Source organism: Neobacillus niacini (assembly GCF_031456445.1).
Taxonomy (GTDB): domain Bacteria; phylum Bacillota; class Bacilli; order Bacillales; family Cytobacillaceae; genus Neobacillus; species Neobacillus niacini_I.
Genome location: NZ_JAVDUQ010000001.1, coordinates 1 through 17,290, shown reverse-complemented (window position 1 = coordinate 17,290; position 17,290 = coordinate 1). Strand labels below are relative to the sequence as shown.

General features: G+C 39.1%; 16 protein-coding genes. 12 read left to right on the top strand and 4 right to left on the bottom strand.

Annotated features, from left to right (window positions below; all coding sequences use genetic code 11):
• Positions 1-165: 165 nt before the first annotated feature.
• Positions 166-372, bottom strand: a complete 207-nt coding sequence (locus tag J2Y67_RS00080) for a DnaJ-like cysteine-rich domain-containing protein (protein ID WP_026575151.1) — start codon at positions 370-372, stop codon at positions 166-168.
• A 231-nt stretch (positions 373-603) separates the two neighbouring features.
• On the opposite strand from J2Y67_RS00080, the gene J2Y67_RS00075 reads away from it, so the two are divergent.
• Positions 604-1,776 carry a class I SAM-dependent methyltransferase gene (locus J2Y67_RS00075; protein WP_310169441.1) on the top strand — a complete coding sequence of 391 codons (1,173 nt, stop codon included), beginning with the start codon at positions 604-606 and terminating at the stop codon, positions 1,774-1,776.
• A 222-nt stretch (positions 1,777-1,998) separates the two neighbouring features.
• Here J2Y67_RS00075 and J2Y67_RS00070 read toward each other — a convergent pair whose 3' ends face one another.
• On the bottom strand, positions 1,999-3,414 hold the full coding sequence (locus tag J2Y67_RS00070; protein ID WP_310169440.1) for a sigma-54 interaction domain-containing protein: 1,416 nt from the start codon (positions 3,412-3,414) through the stop codon (positions 1,999-2,001).
• A 214-nt stretch (positions 3,415-3,628) separates the two neighbouring features.
• Between J2Y67_RS00070 and J2Y67_RS00065 the strand changes: the two genes are divergently transcribed.
• The 7 genes from J2Y67_RS00065 to J2Y67_RS00035 all read left to right on the top strand — a co-directional run bounded on the left by J2Y67_RS00065 (position 3,629) and on the right by J2Y67_RS00035 (position 10,849).
• The gene (locus tag J2Y67_RS00065) at positions 3,629-4,837 is read left to right on the top strand and encodes an ornithine--oxo-acid transaminase (RefSeq protein ID WP_310169439.1); all 1,209 of its coding nucleotides are present in this window, start codon (positions 3,629-3,631) and stop codon (positions 4,835-4,837) included.
• Positions 4,838-4,901: 64 nt separating this feature from the next.
• The gene (locus tag J2Y67_RS00060; RefSeq protein ID WP_396954022.1) at positions 4,902-6,167 is read left to right on the top strand and encodes a Glu/Leu/Phe/Val dehydrogenase; all 1,266 of its coding nucleotides are present in this window, start codon (positions 4,902-4,904) and stop codon (positions 6,165-6,167) included.
• Positions 6,168-6,527: 360 nt separating this feature from the next.
• On the top strand, positions 6,528-7,967 hold the full coding sequence (locus J2Y67_RS00055; protein ID WP_310169437.1) for an amino acid permease: 1,440 nt from the start codon (positions 6,528-6,530) through the stop codon (positions 7,965-7,967).
• 54 nt (positions 7,968-8,021) lie between these two features.
• Positions 8,022-8,240, top strand: coding sequence for a hypothetical protein (locus tag J2Y67_RS00050; protein ID WP_310169436.1), 219 nt, complete (start codon positions 8,022-8,024; stop codon positions 8,238-8,240).
• 114 nt (positions 8,241-8,354) lie between these two features.
• Positions 8,355-8,702 (top strand): PadR family transcriptional regulator, encoded by a 348-nt coding sequence (locus J2Y67_RS00045; RefSeq protein WP_310169435.1) that lies wholly within the window; start codon positions 8,355-8,357, stop codon positions 8,700-8,702.
• Positions 8,683-9,321, top strand: coding sequence for an HAAS signaling domain-containing protein (locus J2Y67_RS00040; RefSeq protein WP_310169434.1), 639 nt, complete (start codon positions 8,683-8,685; stop codon positions 9,319-9,321). Before J2Y67_RS00045 ends, J2Y67_RS00040 begins: the two co-directional genes overlap by 20 nt.
• A 70-nt stretch (positions 9,322-9,391) precedes the next feature.
• Positions 9,392-10,849, top strand: coding sequence for a DUF4153 domain-containing protein (locus tag J2Y67_RS00035; protein ID WP_310169433.1), 1,458 nt, complete (start codon positions 9,392-9,394; stop codon positions 10,847-10,849).
• Positions 10,850-11,050: 201 nt separating this feature from the next.
• Here J2Y67_RS00035 and J2Y67_RS00030 read toward each other — a convergent pair whose 3' ends face one another.
• Positions 11,051-12,208: an iron-containing alcohol dehydrogenase gene (locus J2Y67_RS00030; RefSeq protein WP_310169432.1), complete on the bottom strand. Its 1,158-nt coding sequence runs from the start codon at positions 12,206-12,208 to the stop codon at positions 11,051-11,053.
• A gap of 267 nt (positions 12,209-12,475) precedes the next feature.
• Entirely contained in the window at positions 12,476-13,264 is a 789-nt protein-coding gene (locus J2Y67_RS00025) for a TIGR00266 family protein (protein ID WP_310169431.1), read from the bottom strand.
• A 337-nt stretch (positions 13,265-13,601) separates the two neighbouring features.
• On the opposite strand from J2Y67_RS00025, the gene J2Y67_RS00020 reads away from it, so the two are divergent.
• The 4 genes from J2Y67_RS00020 to J2Y67_RS00005 all read left to right on the top strand — a co-directional run bounded on the left by J2Y67_RS00020 (position 13,602) and on the right by J2Y67_RS00005 (position 16,329).
• Positions 13,602-15,347 (top strand): SulP family inorganic anion transporter, encoded by a 1,746-nt coding sequence (locus tag J2Y67_RS00020; protein ID WP_310169430.1) that lies wholly within the window; start codon positions 13,602-13,604, stop codon positions 15,345-15,347.
• Positions 15,348-15,362: 15 nt separating this feature from the next.
• The gene (locus J2Y67_RS00015; RefSeq protein WP_310169429.1) at positions 15,363-15,719 is read left to right on the top strand and encodes an ArsR/SmtB family transcription factor; all 357 of its coding nucleotides are present in this window, start codon (positions 15,363-15,365) and stop codon (positions 15,717-15,719) included.
• A gap of 87 nt (positions 15,720-15,806) precedes the next feature.
• Positions 15,807-15,884 (top strand): YvrJ family protein, encoded by a 78-nt coding sequence (locus J2Y67_RS00010; protein ID WP_310170216.1) that lies wholly within the window; start codon positions 15,807-15,809, stop codon positions 15,882-15,884.
• Positions 15,885-16,128: 244 nt separating this feature from the next.
• Positions 16,129-16,329: a cold-shock protein gene (locus J2Y67_RS00005; protein WP_026575162.1), complete on the top strand. Its 201-nt coding sequence runs from the start codon at positions 16,129-16,131 to the stop codon at positions 16,327-16,329.
• The last annotated feature ends 961 nt before the right edge of the window (positions 16,330-17,290 follow it).

The window sequence follows — 17,290 nt, the reverse complement described above, 5'->3', positions numbered from 1 at the left end:
ATGATGAACAGACATAGGTTTAACGTTTCCAAACCCCTTTTTATTATGCGACAAAAATTTTTGTATGTTCAGTTGTGCCATGGTAAAAAATCTCCAACACTATGTTGTGGATTTTTTTCAAGCAAAAAGCCCTTTCGTGTGAAAGGGTTTTCAAATGTTTTTAGGCTATCTCGTTTCCTCCCAATCTGTATACGTACCGCTGCCTTGACAGCCAGGGCATTCAAAGGAATTGAAATAAGCAAATTCATTATAAGGATAAACGGTGTAGCCTCTGCCTTGGCAATCAGGACATTTGCCTTGGTCTTTCATATTGGAGACAAAATTTTGGTATTTGTTTTCTCTCCATTGATTATAGGAGTTGAGTAATCCCATTTCCATCACCTCAGTTTTTCATTATTATGAGTAAAAAATGGAATTTTTATGCTGGTATTTTTCCTTTAAAAAACAGAATCCATTAGAATAATTAGATCCCATTGCAGAGAATTTTACTTAATTGCTATAATGAGTCATGTCTTGAAAAGTAATACTCTTATCTATAGTTTATGTAATTCCAATCAAGTTTGTGAAATGAAATTCGACAAAATTCGGGTGGTGCCAGGCGCAATGAAAACTATTATTAATTTTGCTAAAATATTCGAAGAAAAAAATATCTCTTATCAGTTTGTTGGTCCAACTGCCTTAGCAATACAAGGAATTCATATGGATGTTTCGGACTCGATTTTTATTGATATACAATGGGATTCACTTGAACAGGTGTATGATTTGTTTTTGGATAAATTACCTTCTGAGATAATAAAAGATGTTAAAAGTGCTTCGTTCTCTTTTGGATACAATGAAAATAAGGTACATATTCATTGTGAATATAATACAACGATCCGAACCAACCCGTATCGTATTGCAGTAGAAATGGAGGATGCAATAGTTTGGTGTGTATCGTTTTATACATATTTGTATAACCCAAAAGCAGATCCGATGCTGGCTGAAAAGGTTCATTCCTATCTGTTAAATAAACAAAACAAAATGACAGAAGCCAATCAAAGAGCATGGAATCAGAATAATTACCAAGCTTTAATCAACCGTTACGGAGATCCCGCAAATGCTGCGGCAAAAATAAAAGAGAATCCTGAGTGGCGTCTCCATCCATTTTTAAACTATATGGGGGATTTACAAGATAAAAAAATCCTTCATTTAATGGGATCGAATGGAGTTAAGGGCGTGGCGCTTTCCTTATTGGGTGCAAAAGTGACGATTGTTGATTTTTCCGCAGAAAATGAACGTTTTGCTAAAGAAGTGGCCAGAGAGGCGGGGGTATCATTAGAGTATGTAGTCTCAGATGTCTTAAACCTACCTGATCTAATTCAAAGCGAGGCGTATGATATGGTCTTAATGGAATTAGGGGTATTACATTATTTTATAGATTTACAACCATTATTTTCGACCATCCACTCCAAGTTGTCTAAGGGTGGAATCTTTCTTCTGCATGAATTTCATCCCATCTCTACAAAGCTCATTACCTCAAGTGGGAAAAAACATAAAGTGACTGGGAATTATTTTGATCCGTCATTAGAAGAAGTCAATGTCGCTTTTTCAAAGCATATGGGTTCTGAACAACAAACAGAATTAACGAAGTCATTACAGCGAAAATGGACGATAGGGGAAGTGGTTACTTCGGTTGGGCAAAACGGTTTCCGTATTACCGTGTTAGAAGAAGAACCTAATCATAAAATCCATGATATCGGCTTGCCGAAAACCTATACACTGGTAGCAGCTAAATAAAAGAAGCGGATTGCAATCAACAATGCAATCCGCTTCTTTTATTAGAAGATAAGAAATTTTGACTTTGAGAATTGTTCAGCTCCAGCGCCCTAGCGGCTAGTGTCCTTCGCTCTCCGCCCTACGATAAGTCAACATCGAATCGCCTCCGGCTCTTCGTGTTTCCTTTATCTCAGTTGGAGCGCTCCAGGCCATACGCCGCTGAACAGGGCGCTTCCGCTTTTCTTATTCAATATTCAATTTCTTCATCCGATACTGCAGGCTTTGCCGGCTTAGCCCGAGTAGTTTTGCCGTTCTGGAGATATTGTTATCATTCTTTTTCAAAACATGCTCAATATAAGATTTTTCAAATAACTCCATTTGTTCCTTCAATGGCACGGAAACATCCTCATTCCGGTTAATAAAGGTTTCAACAGATGAAATCGGAATCATCCGCTCCTTCAACTGCATTTTATTTCGATATTGATAGGGAAGGTGAATATAGCGGATTAACTCCTCATCCATCATATTGTTCATCGCCGCTTCAATGACATGCTCAAGCTCGCGTACATTTCCATACCAGTCATATTCGAGAAAGGATTCTTTTACTTCTTCATGCAATCCTTTTACACTCATATGGAATCGTTTATTATATTTTTGAATAAAATGCCCGACGAGCAATGGAATATCATCTTTCCGTTCCCTTAATGGCGGGATAAATACGGTTACGACCCCAAGGCGGTAATAAAGGTCTTTTCGCAAATGATTATTGGCAACAGCATCAATTGGATCTTCATTGATATTAGCGATAACACGAACATCTACAGGCGTATCCTTTGTATCCCCAATCCTTCGTATTGTTTTTTCCTGGAGAACGCGCAATAATTTTGCCTGCAGATTCATATTTAATGAATTGATTTCATCCAGTAGAAGGGTCCCGCCATTTGCTTGTTCAAATAATCCCGGAGTATCCAGTGCACCAGTAAACGCCCCGCGTTTTGTGCCGAAAAGCAAACTTTCGATTAAATTATCTGGTAGAGCCGCACAGTTTTGGGATATAAACGGACCTGATAGACGATTGCTGCCATTATGGATGCTTTGAGCAAAAAGCTCTTTCCCTGTACCGGTTTCACCGACAATTAACACATAGGAAGAAGTGCGTGTTGCCCGCTTAGCACTTTCAATAACCTCTCTAATCGCCGGACTTTCTCCAATAATGCTATCAAAGGTAAAGCTTGGTGCACCTTTTCCATTCATATTTCCCTTCATCAGGCGCTCAAGCTTTGTAACATCATTAGCAATTTCCACTGCACCTTGAATTTCTCCATCATTATAAATCGGAATGGTGTTATTGATTGTTGAAATCTCTCGTCCTTTATTATTAAAGTACGTTTGTTTTACATTATTGGTTTCCTTTCCTTCTTGTAACGCTTTTACGAGTGTACTAGATTGATTGTCTTTAAACCTGAAAACGTCTAATAAATTTTTATGAATGACATCCTGGATATCCATTGATTCCATTTGCATCATTTTTTTGTTATAGATAATGGTTTTTCCAGAACCGTCTACGGCGTGCACACCAACATCGACTTCATCCAAAATCCTTTTATACATCTGATTGATATATTCCAAGTATTGAATTGATTTTTTTGTATTCTCCATTGTAATTCCCCTTGCTTGTTTCGCTTATGAACCCATTTTAACGAAAAACCCCTTTTAATGCAAAATATTTTTGCGTTGAAGTGATTAAAAAATTAATTTATGCAAAATAATATGGCGCTCAAAAAGCTGAAAACCTTTTCAAACTGCAAAAATGTAAGTTGGCACGAAACTTGCATATTAGTTTAATGCAACGAAATGAAAGGGGAAATTTTACATGACAGCAGCAACAACTTCAAAATCATCTAACATTATTGAACAAACACAAAAATTTGGTGCCAATAACTATCATCCACTGCCAATCGTTATTTCAAAGGCAGAAGGAGTTTGGGTGGAAAACCCAGAAGGTAAACGATACATGGATATGCTTAGTGCCTATTCTGCAGTCAATCAAGGACATCGTCATCCAAAAATCATCCAAGCGTTAAAAGATCAAGCAGACCGTGTAACACTAACATCACGTGCATTCCACAGTGATCAACTTGGTCCTTGGTATGAAAAAGTAAGTAAATTAACTGGTAAAAACATGGTATTACCAATGAACACCGGTGCAGAAGCAGTGGAAACAGCTTTAAAAACTGCTCGCCGTTGGGGTTATGATGTAAAAGGAATTGCAGAAGATCAAGCAGAAATTATTGCCTGTATCGGCAACTTCCACGGACGTACAATGGGTGCTGTAAGTATGTCTTCTGATGAAGAATACAAGCGCGGATTCGGACCAATGCTTCCAGGAATTAAATTAGTTCCTTATGGTGAGCTTGAAGCATTAAAAGCTGCCATTACTCCAAATACAGCAGCATTTATCATTGAGCCAATTCAAGGGGAAGCAGGAATCAAAATTCCAGCTCAAGGCTTCTTAAAAGCAGCATCTGAATTATGTAAAGAAAACAATGTGTTATTTATTGCAGATGAAATTCAAGCAGGTTTAGCACGTACTGGTAAAATGTTTGCAGTCGAATGGGAAGATGTAACTCCTGACATGTTAATCTTAGGAAAAGCACTTGGCGGCGGAGTATTCCCAATCTCTTGTGTGGTGGCTAACTCAGACATTTTAGGTGTATTCAACCCAGGTTCACACGGTTCAACATTCGGAGGAAATCCGTTAGCCTGTGCGGTTTCCATTGCTGCATTAGAAGTGCTTGAAGATGAGAAATTAGCTGAACGTTCTTTAGAACTAGGTAACTACTTCATTGAAAAATTAAAAACCATCGACAACCCAATGATTAAAGAAGTTAGAGGAAGAGGCTTATTCATTGGAGTTGAACTTACTGAAGAGGCAAGACCCTATTGTGAACAATTAAAAGAAGAAGGTCTCCTTTGTAAAGAAACTCATGATACAGTAATTCGCTTTGCACCACCGCTCATTATTTCTAAAGAAGAAATCGACTGGGCATTTGAAAAAATCGAAAAAGTATTATCTAAATAATTAAATCAAAATATAAATTTTTATAGAGGTGTCAACCATGACCGCAAATACTGTGATAGATCAAATGACAAAAGAACAACAACAAGAAGAAGAATCATTGAATTTGTTCTACTCAACCCAAACAGTTATTCAAAAAGCATTATCAAAATTAGGATATACAAACGAGATGTTCGAATTATTAAAAGAACCAATCCGTTTGTTAACAGTGCGCATCCCTGTAAGAATGGATGATGGAACTGTCCAAATTTTTACCGGTTACCGCTCCCAGCACAATGATGCAGTGGGCCCAACCAAAGGCGGCGTGCGTTTCCACCCAGAGGTAAATGAAGAAGAAGTAAAAGCCCTATCGATTTGGATGAGTTTAAAATGTGGAATCACCAACCTTCCATATGGAGGCGGTAAAGGCGGTATCATTTGTGATCCGAAAAAAATGTCCTTTAGAGAGCTTGAACGCCTAAGCCGCGGCTATGTTCGCGCAATCAGCCAGGTAGTAGGACCAACAAAAGATATTCCAGCACCAGACGTATACACAAACTCACAAATCATGGCATGGATGATGGATGAATACAGCCGCTTACGCGAGTTTGACTCTCCTGGATTTATCACTGGTAAGCCATTAGTGCTTGGTGGATCACAAGGGCGCGAAACAGCAACAGCAACAGGTGTAACTATGTGTATCAAAGAAGCAGTGAAGAAAAAAGGTATTCAATTACAAGGAGCACGTGTAGTGATTCAAGGCTTTGGAAATGCCGGAAGCTATCTTGCAAAATTCATGCATGATGCAGGTGCAAAAGTAGTTGGCGTTTCAGACGTATATGGCGCCCTTCATGATCCAAACGGTCTTGACATTAATTCCCTTTTAGATAGAAGAGATAGTTTCGGAACATTTTCTCAGCTATTTAAAAATACGATTACCAATGAAGAATTACTCGAATTAGACTGCGATATTCTTGTACCAGCAGCGATTTCAAACCAAATTACTGCACATAATGCAGATAAAATTAAAGCTTCAATCATTGTAGAAGCAGCGAACGGCCCAACTACGCTTGAAGCAACAAAAATTTTAACTGAGCGCGGTGTTCTTCTTGTTCCAGATATTCTTGCCAGTGCCGGTGGTGTAACGGTATCTTATTTTGAATGGGTACAAAATAATCAAGGATATTATTGGACAGAAGAAGAAGTAGAGCAAAAACTTGAAAAAGTTATGGTCGATTCTTTTGAAAATATTTATCAAACTGCTCAATCTCATCAAGTAGATATGCGATTGGCAGCCTATATGGTAGGTATTCGAAAAGTAGCAGAAGCATCACGTTTCCGGGGCTGGGTATAAGAAAAGCGGAAGTGCCTCTCTAAGAAATATAAGATGCTTTTTCCTATTTTGGGAAAAAGCATTTTTTTTGCAGTATATGTGCAAAATTATTAATGTACACGCAAAGAAATTTGGCGCATATTGTCGAAAAATGTTCATAAATCAAATAAATAACGGTTGGCATGGAACTTGCATATTAAAAGGGAAAATAGTGATAGACTAACAAGAATTAGCTGTTGCACATTTATAAAATTTAGCTTATTCTACTCTTTGCTAGTAGGGATAATGAAAGCGTTCCCTATTGCATAGAATTGTCGCTATTTTCAATATTTTTATCATATTGTAAGCGAATTCACATCGGGGGATGAAAGGAGAAATTCAATGAATTTTCCAGAAAACAACAATCATGAATTACAAAGGACGATGAAGGCAAGACATATTTTTATGATCTCCCTAGGGGGAGTCATCGGTTCAGGTCTATTCCTCGGATCCGGGTATACGATTAGCCAGGCAGGACCAACCGGTGCCATCCTTTCCTATATCGTAGGCGGATTTATAATGTTCTTAACAATGCTTTGCCTTGGAGAACTATCTGTTGCCATGCCGGTTTCCGGTTCGTTTCAAACCTATACCACTAAATTTATCGGTCCTGGAACAGGGTTTGCCCTTGGGTGGTTATATTGGTTAGGCTGGGCAGTAACTGTTGCATTGGAGTTACTATCCGCTGGTCAGATGATGCAAAGATGGTTTGCTGATTCACCAGTATGGATTTGGAGTGCTGTTTTTGCAATCATTTTATTCGCTCTAAACGCACTGTCTGCCCGTGCATTTGCTGAAGCTGAATTTTGGTTTGCTAGCATTAAAATTGCCGCAATTGTATTATTTATTGTATTAGGTGGAGCCGCGATGTTTGGTTTAATCCATTTGAAAGGCGGGCAGCCTGCACCATTTTTATCTAATTTCACTGCCCATGGACTCCTGCCACATGGTCTTACAGCATTGCTTATTACTATGATTACTGTTAACTTCTCGTTCCAGGGTACAGAGCTAATCGGGATTGCTGCTGGTGAAAGTGAAGAACCTGAAAAGACAATTCCAAAATCTATTAAACAAACAGTATGGCGTACACTTTTCTTCTTTGTATTAGCAATTTTTGTTGTCGCTGGTCTTATCCCAATGAATAAAGCAGGGGTAGTAGAAAGTCCATTCGTAGTGGTTTTTGATAGCATCGGAATTCCATATGCCGCAGACATTATGAACTTCGTTATCCTGACTGCATTACTATCTGTTGCAAACTCAGGCCTTTACGCAGCAACTCGGATGTTGTTTGCAATGTCAAAAGAGAAAATGACTAGCCCGGCTCTTACTAAAGTTTCTAAACGAGGCGTTCCAGTTAACGCACTAATAATAACGATGGTAATTGCATTATTATCATTATTATCAGGATTTTTTGCAGAAGAAACTGTATTTTTATGGCTGCTTTCAGTAGCAGGGTTAGGTGCCCAGGTAGGCTGGATCTCGATTACAGCTTCACAAATAGCTTTCCGGAGAAAGTTTATCCGCGAGGGTGGTAAAGTGGAGGACCTAAAATTCAGAACACCGCTTTTCCCACTTTTACCAATCCTTGGCTTAACATTAAACATTATCGTCCTTGCAAGTTTAGCTTTCGATAAGGATCAACGCTTGGCGCTATACCTTGGTGTACCGTTCGTTATTGCCTGCTACTTAATTTATCATTTCAAAATTAAAAAGAATCGTGAGCAGGATGGAACAGGGGATCAAGAACTACAGTTAAAAGAAAATAAAAAAATGGTTATATAGGATGATCCAAAAAACGCTTGTTTTCAAGCGTTTTTTGTTTTTTATCATAAATGAATGAAAAAAATCAATACTAATCTTGAGGTGATTTTAATGGCAAAATGGAATGAACAGGCAGCACCCAATAATAATTTACCACCGCAAACGATTCGTTCATCTAAAATGCTTTTAGGGAACAAAGCAAATCACGAGTTTTCCGAAGAGCTTTCAGATGGCGCTGAGAGGGACCAAAATATCCAAATCCTCGAAAATAGTCCAAAGAATCCAACTAGATAATTTTTTTAAAAGTGACGAGCTAAAAAGCGTCACTTTTTTAAATCTAAGGCTTTACAAATAATTTCCTCCATTGTAGAATTTCTATATACCTAATAAATCTAGGTAGGTGATAAAGTGTTTAATCGTGAATTAGTAAAGGGAAGTACTTCCTTAATCATGCTCCAGCTATTAAATGAGCGTGACATGTATGGGTATGAATTGGTAAAAGAACTTGAAAAACGCAGTGACAACGGGCTTAGTGTGAAGGAAGGAACCTTGTATCCAGCACTGCATAAGCTTGAGAAGCAGGAGTATATTGACTGCTATTGGCGCGAACAGGAAAAAGGACCGGCACGGAAATATTATCGAATCACAGAAGCAGGGAAAGAAGTTTTACAAGAGAAAACCCGTGAATGGCAAGACTTTGTTAAGGTGATGAACAAGGTAATGGGGAGATCAAAGCATGGAACGGCAGAAGAATAAATTTCTTGAAGAACTGTCTGAACGACTCGGCAACCACCAAGAAAAGGAGAATATTCTCCGCGAATATGAAGCCCATATTGATGAAATTCTGATTGAATCTTTTCAATGTAAGGAAGAGGATCTCATCTTGGAGCAGATTGTTTCACGGCTTGGGAGTCCAAAAGAAATTGCGGAGATGTGGAAAGAAGAATTATCTGTTACCCCAAGTAACATGAAATGGTTGTTTATTTTCATGAATATCCTTTTTTTTGGGGGAGGGAGCTTGTTAACATTAACCCATAATTTATATAACTGGGAATGGCTTTCATTCATTTGGAGCCACTTAACGGCGATTCCATTCATCATTGCTTTCATTTATTTATTTTTTTGGGCTTTGCTGGGTTACGAAATTGGCAGAGGCTTCGGACATGGCGGCAGAAACCTGTTGAAAAAAACATTTTTGCTGTCGATTATTCCGAACCTGCTTTTAATGGTTTTAACCCTTCTTGAAATTATTCCCCATTCCTGGTTTGCACCGCTATTAACCAAGACATTTATTATTGCTTGTATCCTATTTACAATCATTCTTTATCCGATTAGCTGGATTGGCTACCGATGGGGAAAGAAGGCTTCGGTATAAGCAATTTTTTTTGCACAATTACATAGAAAAACTATGTATATAGAAATTCTTTATAAAAGAGGGATAAAAGATGGATGTAAAAATTGGGAAAATGGATGGGATCTTTTTAGTTTTATGCTTATTGCTTGGTATTTTGGGGGAAGAGGCTTTTTTTCGGAGTGAAATCGGCATTTCCTATATCTTGTTTATCGTTGCTTTCTATCTTGTGTTTTTTTGGCGCTTTCGTGGGTTCCCTTTTTCACATCAGCGATTTGGATACCTGATTCTTAGTTGTATTTGGCTCTTAGCTGCAAGTTTTTTCCTTTATGATAACATGTTTTTTCACCTATTAAATATCATGGTCATCCCAGTTCTTGTGATCTTTCACCTTGTGTTGGTAACAGGTCCGAAAAAAATGTACTGGAATCAATGGACTTTTATTCCTTATTTGTTTTCCCGACTTTTAGCGGCAATGAAGTATAATGTATCGATCATGGGGTTATTTAGTAAAGGAATAAAAGGCGGAGTGGATGATAGTAAATATTTAGTTTGGAAAAAAATACTCATCGGGATTTTAATTTCCTTACCTGTCCTATTTGTTGTCTTGAATTTGCTGATGGCAGCCGATTCACAGTTTAGCCGGATTATTGGCGGAATTCCGCAGTGGTTTCATAAAGTTGATGCTGAGACGGTTATGAGGTTCATCATCACCTTCGTTTATACGTTTGCATTTTTCGGCTTGATGCAGGTCCTCTTCCATAAACAAATAAAGGCAATCAAACAACAATGGAACATTCAGACACCGCAAATGGATGCAGTGATTGCCATTACGGTTCTCGTTTTATTCAATTTGGTTTATTTGCTTTTTGCACTCGTGCAATTCAAATATTTATTCAGCGGTACGTTAAAAGGTGATTTCACCTATGCCCAATACGCTCGCAAAGGATTCTTTGAACTGCTGTTTGTTTCATTAATTAATCTTTCAATCACTATTATGGTGGTAAATTTTGTTCACCGGGCCACGGTTGTAACAAAGCGGCTCACACAATTTCTGCAGACCATTCTGATTCTCTCAAGCGGGGTGATGCTAGCCTCGGCATCCATGAGGTTAAGTATGTATGAGGAAGCTTACGGGTTTTCATTTATTCGGGTATTGTCCCATACCTTTATGATTTTTCTAGCGGTCATTTTCCTTTATACGTTAATCAAAATTTGGGTGGAAAAATTATCTTTGTTTCATTTTTACTTTATCAGTGCTCTGATTTACTATACAGCGATTAACATCATTAATTTGAACCAAATTGTTGTGAAGCAAAACATTACCCGTTATGAGCAAACCGGAAAAATTGATGTTCACTATTTAAATAGTCTCTCGTCAACAGGTGTGCTCGGGTTAATCGAACTTTATGAAAAAGACCAATATATTGGTGACTTACGAAAAGTTTTGGTGGAAAGGAAAAATGAAATGATTCAAGACAATACACCATGGCAAGCTTACAATTTAAAAAAGAAAGAGGTGGAAAACAAGCTGAAAGGACTCAATTTATAAAATTGGCCCAACTCAGGGTAGAATTTTTGGCTATGATGATCCGCCAAAGAATGGAAAATTCCTTTTTTAGACTCACAATAGCTGAGCTGAAACAATCGAAGGAGCAGGTGGCAAGTAGAGAGAATATCTATTATGACTTGTCATAGAAAAAAGTGAACATTTATTGAAAAAACAAATGCTCACCTATAATTATATTTTTAATTAGAATGCAGCTGTTAATATAGAAACAACGTCATCTAGTGATGCTTTTTTCGGGTTAAATAATGCACATGGGTCTTTCATAGATAGTTCAGCTAACATTAGAATATCTTCTTCTTTTACGCCAATTTCAGATAATCCATTAGGAATCCCAACATCCTGACCAAGCTTTTTAATTGCTGATACCGCTTTTTCTGCTGATTCCATTGGCGATAAATCAGTAACATTTTCTCCTAGTGCAACTGCTATCTCAACCGCTTTTTTAGGTTTTGCATCCAAGTTAAACTTTACGATATGAGGTAAAAGAATTGCATTGCACAGACCATGAGGCAAATTATAAATTCCTCCAAGTTGATGAGCAATCGCATGTGCATAACCAAGAAGTGCGTTGTTGAAGGCCATTCCAGCTAAAAATTGGGCGTTTGTCATCCCTTCACGAGCAACTAAATCTTCACCATTTTTCACTGCGTTTCTTAGATGTTGGCCAACTAATCGAATAGCTTGTATGGCACATGCATCTGTTACAGGGGTCGCCAAAATTGACATAAATGCTTCAACTGCATGTGTTAATGCATCCATTCCAGTTCCTGCTGTTAAATCGGCTGGTAACTTTTCTGTAAGTTGTGGGTCATTAATAGAAAGATTAGGTGTAATATGCTTATCTACAATGACCATTTTCTGCGAGCTTTTCGTATTGGTAATAACAGCTATTCTTGTCATTTCACTAGCTGTTCCCGCTGTTGTATTAACTGTGATTAGAGGAACCATAGGTGATGAAGATAAGTCGATTCCAGCATAGTCATGGATGGTTCCTCCATTTGCGGCGACTAAACAAATTGCTTTTGCGCAATCAAGTGAACTCCCCCCACCGATTGCTACAACCAAGTCACAGTTCTCCTTTTTTAGGAAGTTAACCCCATCTTCCACATTTTTATCTGTTGGATTTGGTTCTACATCCGAAAAAAGGCTTACAGGTATGTGTTCTTTTTGAATGGATTCAGCGATTGATTGGGTGAAATCCAATTTTTCAACCACTTTTCCTGTTATAATCAATACATTTGTTCCACCAAGTTCTTTTACTTTTTGACTAATTTGTTTTGCTGCTCCAATGCCAATTAAATTTTCCTTTGGCATAAAAAAACCGTATACTTGAGATTCCAATTGTAAACACTCCTAAATTCTTAAATTATAAAATACTAATTTAATTATATTTACAATTGGAACTAACTAGAGTGATTAAAATCATATAAACTATGTGGTTATATTCATAACAGTAAACGTCGGTTTTATTTAGATATCTTAGTCTCTAAGCTTATCCAAATTGCCACAGGAATTAAAAACGGTTCGATCCTTTGAATTTGTGGAACAAGCAGAATCATCCTATCATTGACGAAAAAAAGCAGGACCAAATCTGGTCCTGCTTTCTAATTAATCTCCATTAAACATATCAAAAATCCCTCTGGCAATGCTGCCCTCATCTTTTGCGCCGCCTCGGGAAGGAGCTGCAGCAAACACACGGCTGGCTAAACGGCTAAATGGCAATGATTGAATCCAAACAGAACCTGGTCCGCGCAATGTCGCAAAGAATAAACCTTCACCGCCAAATAACGCTGTCTTAACTCCTTTTACAAATTCAATTTCATATTGAACATTACTCGTCATCGCCACTAAGCACCCGGTATCAACCCGCAGGCTTTGACCAGGAAGAAGTTCTTTACGGATAATCGTACCGCCGGCGTGAACAAACGCTAGACCATCTCCTTCAAGCTTTTGCATGATAAAGCCTTCTCCACCAAAGAATCCGACACCAATTTTACGTTGAAACTCGATTCCTACGGTAACCCCTTTTGCTGCGGCTAAGAATGCATCCTTTTGGCAAATAATTTTACCGCCTAACTCGCTAAGGTCCATCGGAATCACTTTTCCGGGATACGGGGCTGCAAAGGAAACATGCTTCTTGCCGGCGCCTTGATTCGTAAAGGTAGTCATAAATAGACTTTCACCAGTCAGCATCCGTTTTCCGGCGCTGAATAATTTACCCATTAGGCCACCACCACCGCCGCTTCCATCACCAAAAATTGTCTCCATATGTATGTCATCTTCCATCATCATAAAGCTTCCAGCTTCAGCAATGACTGTTTCTTGTGGATCCAATTCCACCTCAACAAACTGCATGTCATCCCCATAAATTTTATAATCAATTTCGTGGTTATTCATCTCTATCCCTCCACTTTTAAAATCAAACTTACATCTTTATTGTAAAAGATTTAGGAAAAAAGTGCTAATAGAAGTTGAAAAAATGGAACAAAAAAAGACGCCTTTCATAGAAGGCGTCTTCTCGCGTATTGAGGCGAAGAACCACACTCCACATAGTGTGTTCCGTAAAGGAATGTTCTTCGGCTTACACAACTCAGCTCATCGCTCTATTATTATACCACCATAAAAATTTGAAAACAAGTGAATTTTTTTTGAAAAAAGTATTGCTTAAATTATGGTATTATCATATATTCAAATAATCAGATATACAAAATAAGAATAGATAAGAAGGGTTCCTATGTTGATTGATAAAAGATTCCATCAGTATTCCTTACGCAGTGTTCCAAAAGATCTCATCTCAGGATTAATTGTTGGTGTTATCGCGATTCCTTTAGGAATGGCATTCGCCATCGCTTCCGGGGTGAAACCAGAGTATGGAATCTATACGACGATTGTTGCAGGGATCCTTATCTCCTTATTGGGCGGATCAAAGTATCAAATTGGCGGTCCAACCGGGGCATTCATTCCAATCCTTTTTGGCATAGTTATGACCTATGGCTATGAAAACCTGTTAATCGCCGGATTTTTAGCGGGAATCATGTTGACTTTGATGGGGGTATTTAAGCTCGGGTCGCTTATCAAGTACATTCCTCGTCCAGTCACGATTGGTTTCACAACCGGAATTGCCGTAACCATTTTTACGGGGCAGGTGGCAAGTTTTTTAGGACTTTCAGGAATCAAAAAACATGAAGAGTTTATCCTTAATCTAAAGGAAATTTTTGTTCATCTGGGTACAGTCAATCTTTACAGTATTTTAACAGCCGGACTTTGCCTAATTACGATTATCTTGACTCCAAAGGTCGCACCAAGGGTACCGGGGCCGTTGATTGGTTTAGTCGTATCCACCCTTGCAGCAACGTTTTTTTATCCTGGTCAAGTAGCGACAATTGGAACAGCCTATGGGGAAATTCCTGGTACCTTGCCGCATATTCATCTTCCGCATTTAAGCGTGGAAATGATGATCAAAATGTTAAAACCGGCTTTTGTCATTGCGATGCTTGGGGGAATTGAGTCGCTGCTCTCCGCTGTTGTAGCAGACGGAATGACGGGTAGCCGTCATAACAGCAATAAGGAACTGATTGGGCAGGGCATAGCCAATATGATTACTCCGTTATTTGGTGGAATTCCAGCAACAGGCGCATTAGCCCGGACAGCAACCAATATTAAAAATGGGGCAGTGTCACCTTTTTCCGGGATTATTCATGGGGTCGTGGTTTTACTGGTGCTGCTATTTTTTGCACCCAATGCATCCTATATCCCGCTTGCAAGTATGGCGCCGATTTTGATGGTGGTAGCCTGGAATATGAGTGAAAGGAAAGTGTTTTCCCATATACTTAAAACAAAGACGATGGATTCCTTGACCATGTTAGTCACTTTTTTATTAACGGTTTTTGTCAATTTGACGACCGCGGTTGAAGTAGGTCTTGTGATGTCAGCGCTTATCTTTGTGAAGCGGATGAGTGATGTAACGATTACGGCCAAGGCATTACCAAATCGCGAGCATAAGCATGAAAAAGTGGAAACAAATATGGTCACGGACACACATGACTGTCCGCAAATAAGCATTTTCAATGTAGAAGGACCATTGTTTTTCGGGGCAGCACAGACATTTGAAAAAACCATCATGAGTACGATTAACTACCGGCCGGGTATCCTTTTATTGCGGATGGGGCGTGTACCGTTTATGGATACATCGGGGGAGGCAATTTTAGCAAGTATTGTCCGTCATTTTTCAAAAAGTGGTATAGTTATCATATCAGGTTTGAATGCACAGCCGGAAAGTGTTCTACAGAAGACCGGCCTCTATCAAATGATTGGTGAGGAACATTTCTTTGAGCATACGGGCGAAGCAATTCAGTATGCCCTCGATCAGATTAACCAAAACAAATGTTTAGGTTGTAAACATTTTGCCTTTAGGGAGTGTCAAAAGTTATCTGCTTCTGGGGCTATAGAAGGTAGGAAGAAGTTATCGGCTACCTTCTAGAAAGGAGTGGAAAATTTGAATTTAGAAATGCAGCAATTTAAAGCGGAGTTTTTCAAGGCGCTTGCCCATCCATTACGAATTCGTATTTTGGAACTGCTTGCTGAGGGTGATAAGAATGTCAATGAAATTCAAACTCTTGTCGGGAGTGAAGGATCAGCTGTTTCCCAGCAACTGCAGGTATTACGGGCAAAGAATATTGTCTCAGGGACAAAAGAAGGAAATAAAGTGATTTATAATCTTAAGGATCCAATGATCATTGAATTATTAGCAGTTGCTCGTCAAATATTTAATAACCATCTTGTTGATACCATCTCCATTTTAGATAAGTTTAAAGATGGGGAAGAAGAGGTAACCGCCATGCCGAAGAATTAAGTTTCTTCGGCATCTTTTTAGCCTAAATATTTTTCGACAAAATTGAAGGGATAACCTGAGGTGGAGCTCATTATTCCGTTCATTAGCATGGTGGGTTTTCCAATCGTTGTGACACTGTGTTTACTTTATCGAATTGATGCAAAACTTGTGATGGTGGTCCAGTAGAATCAAGGCCTGCCGGTCTGTTTGTGTAGGATATTGTAGATTTATGTCAACTGTTCTTTTCTTGACAATTTGCCTAATAAATGTTAAATTTTAATCAGCCGTTGCACGAGATTAGATTTATGCAAAAGCTTGTTCAAAGTTTTAATCGAAGTTTGGATAAGAAAGTGAAAGTAAAGCTATCACGTTGTAATTTGGTGAATTTTACACATGGTTTCTTCGGAGGCCAATAGGAGGAAATTTTTACATGAAAAACGGTAAAGTAAAATGGTTTAACTCTGAAAAAGGTTTTGGATTCATCGAAGCTGAAGACGGAAACGACGTATTCGTTCACTATTCTGCAATCCAATCTGAAGGTTTCAAAACTTTAGAAGAAGGTCAAGAAGTTTCTTTCGAAGTAGTTGAAGGAGCTCGTGGACCACAAGCTGCTAACGTAACTAAAAAATAATTTAACGAAACTCATTCAAACAGTCTGGTAGATTTACTGGGCTGTTTTTTATTGTTTATAATAGATTTTGTCTATAAAACTGTATTTTTTATAGACAGTACTTCTGGAGCAAGGTTCTATGCGACCGAAACCAGTGAAGAATCCCGTTGATGGTAGCGTAGCAAGGTTCTATGTGACCGAATCCAGTGAGGAATTCCGTTCACTGTAGCGTAGTCGTGTTCTATGCGACTGAATCCAGTGAGGAATCTCGTTCATGGTAGCGTAGCCGTGTTCTATGCGACCGAAACCAGTGAAGAATCCCGTTGATGGTAGCGTAGCAAGGTTCTATGCGACCAAATAAATCCAGGCAAGAATCCCGTTCGTGGTAGTGTAGTCGTGTTCTATGCGACCGAAACCAGTGAAGAATCCCGTTGATGGTAGCGTAGCAAGGTTCTATGTGACCGAATCTGTGGAAGAGTCCCGTCCGCGGAAGCGTAGCCGTGTCCTATGCGACCGAATCCAGTGAAGAATCCCGTTGATGGTAGCGTAGCAAGGTTCTATGTGACCGAATCCAGTGGGGAATCTCGTTCACGGTAGCGTAGCCGTGTCCTATGCGACCGAATCCAGTGAAGAATCCCGTTGATGGTAGCGTAGCAAGGTTCTATGCGTCTGAATCCAGTGAAGAATCCCGTTCATGGTAGCGTAGCAAGGTTCTATGTGACCGAATCCAGTGGGGAATTCCGTTCACGGTAGCGTAGTCGTGTTCTATGCGACCGAAACCAGTGAAGAATCCCGTCCGCGGTAGCGTAGTCGTGTTCTATGCGACCGAATCCAGTGAGGAATCTTGTTCACGGTAGCGTAGCCGTGTTCTATGCGACCGAATCCAGTGAAGAATCCCGTTGATGGTAGCGTAGCAAGGTTCTATGTGACCGAATCCAGTGGGGAATCTCGTTCACGGTAGCGTAGCCGTGTCCTATGCGAC